Annotated in this window: 7 protein-coding genes; 6 read left to right on the top strand and 1 reads right to left on the bottom strand. The window is 26.4% G+C overall.

The annotated features are described in order from the left end of the window. Window positions 1-149 precede the first annotated feature (149 nt). Window positions 150-827, bottom strand: a complete 678-nt coding sequence (locus B5E75_RS13760) for a hypothetical protein (RefSeq protein WP_087304891.1) — start codon at window positions 825-827, stop codon at window positions 150-152. A 691-nt stretch (window positions 828-1,518) separates the two neighbouring features. On the opposite strand from B5E75_RS13760, the gene B5E75_RS13755 reads away from it, so the two are divergent. The 6 genes from B5E75_RS13755 to B5E75_RS13730 all read left to right on the top strand — a co-directional run bounded on the left by B5E75_RS13755 (window position 1,519) and on the right by B5E75_RS13730 (window position 4,967). Beyond that, window positions 1,519-1,986 carry a sigma-70 RNA polymerase sigma factor region 4 domain-containing protein gene (locus tag B5E75_RS13755; RefSeq protein WP_087360415.1) on the top strand — a complete coding sequence of 156 codons (468 nt, stop codon included), beginning with the start codon at window positions 1,519-1,521 and terminating at the stop codon, window positions 1,984-1,986. 34 nt (window positions 1,987-2,020) lie between these two features. Then, complete coding sequence (locus B5E75_RS13750) at window positions 2,021-2,383, top strand: hypothetical protein (RefSeq protein WP_087360412.1); 363 nt, start codon at window positions 2,021-2,023, stop codon at window positions 2,381-2,383. A gap of 7 nt (window positions 2,384-2,390) precedes the next feature. Further along, on the top strand, window positions 2,391-2,804 hold the full coding sequence (locus tag B5E75_RS13745; protein ID WP_143746975.1) for a sigma-70 RNA polymerase sigma factor region 4 domain-containing protein: 414 nt from the start codon (window positions 2,391-2,393) through the stop codon (window positions 2,802-2,804). Window positions 2,805-3,239: 435 nt separating this feature from the next. Continuing rightward, window positions 3,240-3,605 carry a type II toxin-antitoxin system PemK/MazF family toxin gene (locus B5E75_RS13740; protein WP_087360406.1) on the top strand — a complete coding sequence of 122 codons (366 nt, stop codon included), beginning with the start codon at window positions 3,240-3,242 and terminating at the stop codon, window positions 3,603-3,605. A 4-nt stretch (window positions 3,606-3,609) separates the two neighbouring features. Further along, on the top strand, window positions 3,610-3,828 hold the full coding sequence (locus B5E75_RS13735) for a hypothetical protein (protein ID WP_164483545.1): 219 nt from the start codon (window positions 3,610-3,612) through the stop codon (window positions 3,826-3,828). 83 nt (window positions 3,829-3,911) lie between these two features. Then, window positions 3,912-4,967, top strand: a complete 1,056-nt coding sequence (locus tag B5E75_RS13730; protein ID WP_087360403.1) for a tyrosine-type recombinase/integrase — start codon at window positions 3,912-3,914, stop codon at window positions 4,965-4,967. Window positions 4,968-6,774: the final 1,807 nt, after the last annotated feature.

The raw sequence follows: 6,774 nt of genomic DNA, 5'->3' as shown, positions 1-6,774 counted from the left end.
ATTATCAATGTCATTATACATTAATCAAAAAAATGATGACTTCTAAACCAGAGGATAGACTCCGAAAAAAAGGAGTTAAAACAAGAAAGTATTACAAGTGGCTCAGATGGTCTATGAAAAAAATATAATTAAAATTTCGTTTGATTGTTTCACTTTTTTATAACTTCTTTTTTTAAATTTTTCAAATTCTTATCTAGTTCATATAAACTATCAACCAACAATTCTGCAACACCATATAGATCTGAAAAACTAACACCAATATATTTATAAAACTTATTTTGATCGATGCTTTGAGAATATCCATACAAAACAAAGTCAATAGGCTGACCTATTGCATTACTTTTCATACCATCAACGCTTAAATAAAACCATTGATTTTTATAAGCATCCATTTTAACGAATGGAGAAGTCTTTGACCTTATATCAACACATATAAAATCTCCATCTAAACCATATTTTTTATGACGATTTGTACTTAAAGGATGTGCAACAACAAAAGAACGTATCGCTCTTAAATATCCCTTTGCTTTTAATACTAGGTCTAAATCTTGGTAAATATAATTATTTCCTAATCCTTTTTTTAAAAGCTGTTGAATTTTTTCTATAGATTCATTTATCCAATCAATCAATACGATAACATATATTACATCCTTCATAGTTGGCTTAGATAAATATTGGATTTCTTTATTTAAATCTTGAATACTAAAATTAATTTTTTGCAAATAGTCTTGACTAAGATAAAAATTTTCTTTATTCCCCCAAATCCATTGTTTATGCAAACTATATTTTAATTTATTCAAATTTTTTATTTCTCTAATCCTATTCACTTTAATTACCTCCATCAAATAATATACCAATTAAGAAATAGAAAACAACTAATAAAATTAATTTTATAAAATTTACTACAAAATATTTGTGGATTTCTACATGTTTATATTAAAAATATTTTACTTTTCATTCTACTTATACCCTCACTTATATTACAACAAATTCTTATCATTATCCTTTAAAAGGATAAATTATATTCTATTTTTACTCTTTTTAACAAAAATATTGCTAATTTTTTCCAAAGAAAAACTATATAGTAATAATCTTTATAATTAGTCTCTTTAAGAAATAAGTGCATTAGAGCTATATATAAAAATATATTTTACATATTGTAATTTATAAATTCATCTGATAGAAACCCTTAGCACAGAAGGAAATACTGTTATTGACATAAGACATAAACTGAATTCTTTACTAAATAGAGTTAAGGGGGGAAAAATTCTGATGGTTATCATATACATCTATTTTTATCGATACGTTTCTCGATGTTATGTTTTAAAAAAAGCTTATTTTATTATAATTCATCTTGCTGATGTCGAGTTCTTACTTAGTTTATTTAAATATAAAACATTTAACCATGAAGAAATTAATAGATTATTTTTATACTATTCTATTAATTTCTTCTTTTTTTATCCTCGACCGCCTCCCTCCTTTCTTTGAAATCAAATTCAAAGAAAGGAGTAACAATGTGTGATTATATTTGATTATAAAAAAAGAGATTTTAAAGAGATTAAAATAAATAATAATAAAAAGTACTTTATTAAGAGCGGAAAGAAATTTATAGAAGTTCCCATAGAAGTATATAGACTATACAAAGCTGATTATATGAAAACGTACAGATCCATAAAAAGAAAACAAGGACTTTCTCAAATAGCTTATGAAGAAGATTTTATGCTAAATAGTATTATAGATATGGATAGATATTATATTGAACAAATCAATAAAAAAGAATTACTACATAATCTATCTAAAGCCATAAAATTATTGAATGATGAACAATATTTTATTATATATTCAATATTTTTTAAGGAAGAAACTGAAGCATCAGTTGCTAAGAAATTAAATATATCTCAACAAGCATTAAACTGGAGGAAGAAAAAAATTCTTCTTTTTTTAAAAAATCATTTGTTAAACTCGTCAAACAGTAACGAATCCTAGTGAGAATGAAATTCTCAGAAAGGAGACCATGAATATGGCGAAAACAAAAATACTTGTGCTTGTAAAAGCTAATCCATCACCATTTGCAAAGGAGGTGCTTCAGTACCAAGAAAAACTAATTAGGGAAAATATTGATTTATCCAAAGCAATATTATGCGGAACGTATCGTTTTATAGGAAAGGAACTCAATTTTAATTCATTTAAAGAATCATGTATTATTCAAAAAATCAGAGCACGTTCTATTGATCAAATCATGATTATCTCAAAAAGCATTATTTCTTCTGATATATCAGTATGTAATGATTTTGAATGCTTTTGCAATCATTACGATGTAGATTTGGTTGAATTATCTTCTTTATTTCAAGTCATGAATGAAATTATCAGAATTTCAAGGTAATGTCACTATGAATTATAATTATAAAAATGAGTATAAAAAATGGTATGCTTGGAAAGAAAAAGAAGAAGAAATTTTAAAAGCATTAAGCGTTCCTCAAGCACTTATCAATCAATTAAGAGATTATGATTATGAACAGTTCAAAGCTGATAGAAGATATAAAACTAGACATTTGCTTTTTGATGATAACTTTTTTATCAATCGATCTATCTATGATAAAAAACAGTACTTATCACTAAATGATTTGTTGGATGATATTGAAAATGAAGCATTATATGAGTATCTAAAAAATAGTGATGAAAAAATATTGGAAATAATAATGTTGAAAATTCAAGGCTATTCTATTAGGGAAATTTCAAAAATAACTGGACTAACAACCAATCAAATCTATAAAAGAATAAAAAAATTAAAAAAAGTTTTATAAAAATGGCGAAAATGAGGTTATCAAAACGCATATATAGTGAGGGGGTATTAATCCCTTTGAATCTAGCTCTTTGAAAACCGAATAACACCTATTGGATACGTTCCCATCTTATGAGCTATTCATTGGATACGCCATGACCTATAAAAAATATATAATCATATTTTTATAGTGAGCGATCAACATCTCAATGTAAAAATGACTGGCAATCATTCAGCAATGAAATAAGATGAGGGATCATGATACTCCTGCAATGCAGTTGTGTGAGATACCACACAAAGATGAAATTTCTGTGAAAGATACTAGCCATATCTTGTCCAATAGGATTCCCTCTAGTTTTCGGGTTATCAGGGATAAATAGAAAACTATGATTCATAAAAAAAATCACATCAGATAATTGTAAATATTATCTGATGCTTACATAAAGGAGGAACAAGTATGCATATCAAACGTGGAGAAATCTATCTAGCAAATCTAGATAAGCCATTCGGCTCTGAACAAGGAGGTATCCGACCAGTATTAGTTGTTCAAAATAATGTAGGTAATAAATATTCCCCTACCCTATTGGTAGCCTGTATTACAAGTAAAGCCCATTCCAAACATCACCTTCCAACACATTATGTTATTCCAAAACATGTTGGTCTGAAATATGATTCATTGGTGATGATGGAACAAATTAAAGTTATTGATGAAAAACGTATTATTAAATATATAGGAAAGTTATCCCCTAAATATATGAAAATTTTAGATAAACGTCTAAAAATCAGTCTTGGACTTATACCTATAAGAAAAGGAGGAAATTAGAGTTATGATCAAACAAGATATTATACAGTTCAGTGGCAACAATGTACCTATCTCTGAAGTAGCTAAGATAATGAAAAAAGATAAGCAATTTGTAAGAATTGGAATTCAAGAAAAATGGCTTCCAATTGGTGTTGCATATAGAAAAGAAGGATCTTCGGAATATTCATATTATGTTTCACCTAAAAAATTATATGAATATACAGGATATATATACACGGAGTAGTTGTCAAATGTACTCATAGAATTTTTATACATTTCATTTCTTATATCTTCTATTCTATAATAGCAGCGAAAGGAGTGGTAGCAATGAAATTACCAAACGGATTTGGAAGTATCTATAAATTGAAAGGAAATAGAAGAAATCCTTATATGGTTGTTTTGACTAAAGGATATGTGCGAGTCAAAAACAATATCAAAAGAGAGAAAATGATATTAGGTTATTATTGTACAAAAAAAGAAGCATTAAGTGCTCTTACTAATTATCATGAAAATCCTTATGATATTCAAACTGAATCTATTACTTTTGCTGAATTATATGAGAAATGGTCAGAAGAACATTTTAAAAAATTAAATAATAAGTCTTCGATTAGAACATGCACAGCAGCATTCAATCATTCAAAGCCATTACACAACATGCGTTTTAAAGACATTCGACCTAATCATCTTGAAGGAGTCATAGAAAATGCTGATGTGGGAGATGCAACAAAATCACGAATGAAATCAATGTATAATTTAATATATAGATATGCTTTAAAGTATGATATCGTTAATAAAAATTATGCTGAACTATGTAATTCAATTAAAGTTGAAAGAAAAAAAGAAAAAATTCCTTTCTCTCATAATGAAATCAAAATGATGTGGGAACATACAGAAGATCTTCCTTTCGCTGATATGATATTAGTAGGAATTTACACAGGATTTAGACCCATAGAATTAATAAGTATCAAAAATGAAAATATCCATTTAGAGGAAGGTTACATTATTGGTGGTACTAAAACAAAAGCTGGAACAAATAGAATTGTCCCAATTAAATCAGAAATCAAATCAATAATTAAGAAAAAATATAACCCTGATAATGAATATTTGTTTAATGACTATAATGCTTTTGAACATGAATATACACCTCTCTCCTATGATAGATATAGAGGAAGGTTTTCAAAAGTAATGACAGCATTAAACATGCATCATACTCCGCATGAAACACGACATACATTTATCACTTATGCTAAAAAATGCAAAATTAATGATTATATTTTGAAAAAAATTGTTGGTCATGAAATACGTGATATTACTGAAAAAGTGTATACTCATAGAAATATAGAGGAACTAATCAGTGAAATAGAAAAAATACACTTTCTGTAGTTACAGCCGAATAGTGTAACAGGCATTCTATAGAATTAATAAGACCTTGTGGGTTGATAAAAAATTTCGTGAATTACTAACACGTTACTAACAGGGTTTTATATATTTTATATTATTGAATTAATTATTGATTTATAAGAACTTCTACAGGTTGAAATAGACTTACTGAGCCTTAATATAATCTATAAAAAAGTCATTCGCAGTATCTATCGAAGAAGCTAGTAAATAATTTAAACTATGAAACATATGAAAAGCTCTGAAATTCAGAGCTTTTTTTATTTTTAAAGTATTTAGATACTTTATCCTGCAATAATTAAGAATCATTCATTTGTTCTAGAGATATTATCTATTTTCTAGCAAGTTTTCTTAATTCTTTCTTTTTGAGAAATTCCTTTTCTATTCAAATAGCACGATAACTTTCCATCTTTGCTAAAGCTAATAACTCATCAATAGAAACAAAATATCAAATATTACCCTGTTAATTTGAGATTTTCAATTCTCCATTGTTTTACTATTTTGCATACTTACAATTCAATTGTTCATTTTTTAAATCTTTTCACAAAAATATCTTGATTGCATCTGTATGAATTCTATAATTGATTTTAGATATTTCTCTATGCACATTCCAAGAGAACGAGAACTTAAAATTTTCAGTTAATCTGAAATAATAATCATCTTAAATTCTGCAGAAATCCTCGATGCAAAATCAAAAGCCATACCACTTCTTCCATATCTTTCTGATTTTCAAATCAGAATTATTAAGAGTTTCCCATAAATCTAAAAATTTCATTGTATATCTAATGTTTACCCATTTCTAATAACTTCATTTAGTTCATCATTTTTATATTTAGCAATATCTCTTAAACTTATAAATTCATATGTAAATACTTATTACGCCTTGTGCTTCAATAATTTCATTTGTTTTGACCATAATTTATCTTTCACATATATTTTGAAATCAATAAAGAGAAATAAATTATTTAATATATTCTTATCATATATAAAAAATTCATTCGTCATTTTCGACAAATATCAATTTCAATAATAATCATTAATAAATGATCTATTGATTTATGATGATTTCTCGATAATTGATTCTTATTTTTGTATCTCATCTCAATTATTCTCACAAAATAATATGTTTAAAGAGACTACCTAAAACGCTAATAGATTTCGTGAGTTGCTTACATATTGTATACAAATCTTAAAAATTATTTTTTATAAAAATCCTCTGAGATTTATTAGAACCTAAATAGATTTATAAACTGATTCAGAAAATACGCAAACTGTCTCAATCAAAGAGATCTATAAATTATTCTTGCTTTATTACGAGATCATTAACAACCATAAAAAATGTTTCTAACTACAATAGATAGAAATTTTATTTTACAATCTTCCCATCTTAGCTAACTATCATGTTTTTAAGACGTTTACATCATTATCATGACACATGCCAAATAGATTTATCATCTTTTACAATAACAGATTATGATAACTGTAATTTCGTAGTTATGCACTTGTATTGAATGCACAATTTATAACTAACTCAAATTTTGACAAATCATTTATGAAATATATACTCCAATTCCATAATCAATATACAAATATTTTTGTTACTCGTAATACAGATTACTCTTTCTGATCACCAACATAATCATCTGTAATATAAAAAATGAACATCATTTTTATGGCTCTATACTAAAACTGGAGGGGAAGTAATATTCAAAACTTCATCTTCCAGTTTTTTTATATAATAATAGACATAGTCGATAACTCGTTTTACAATTAGTTCACCACAAACAAAATG

The organism is Massiliimicrobium timonense (genome assembly GCF_002160865.1).
Lineage (GTDB): Bacteria > Bacillota_I > Bacilli_A > Erysipelotrichales > Coprobacillaceae > Allocoprobacillus.
The sequence above is the reverse complement of the archived record's forward strand: the minus strand, read 5'-3'. Positions and strand labels throughout refer to the sequence as shown.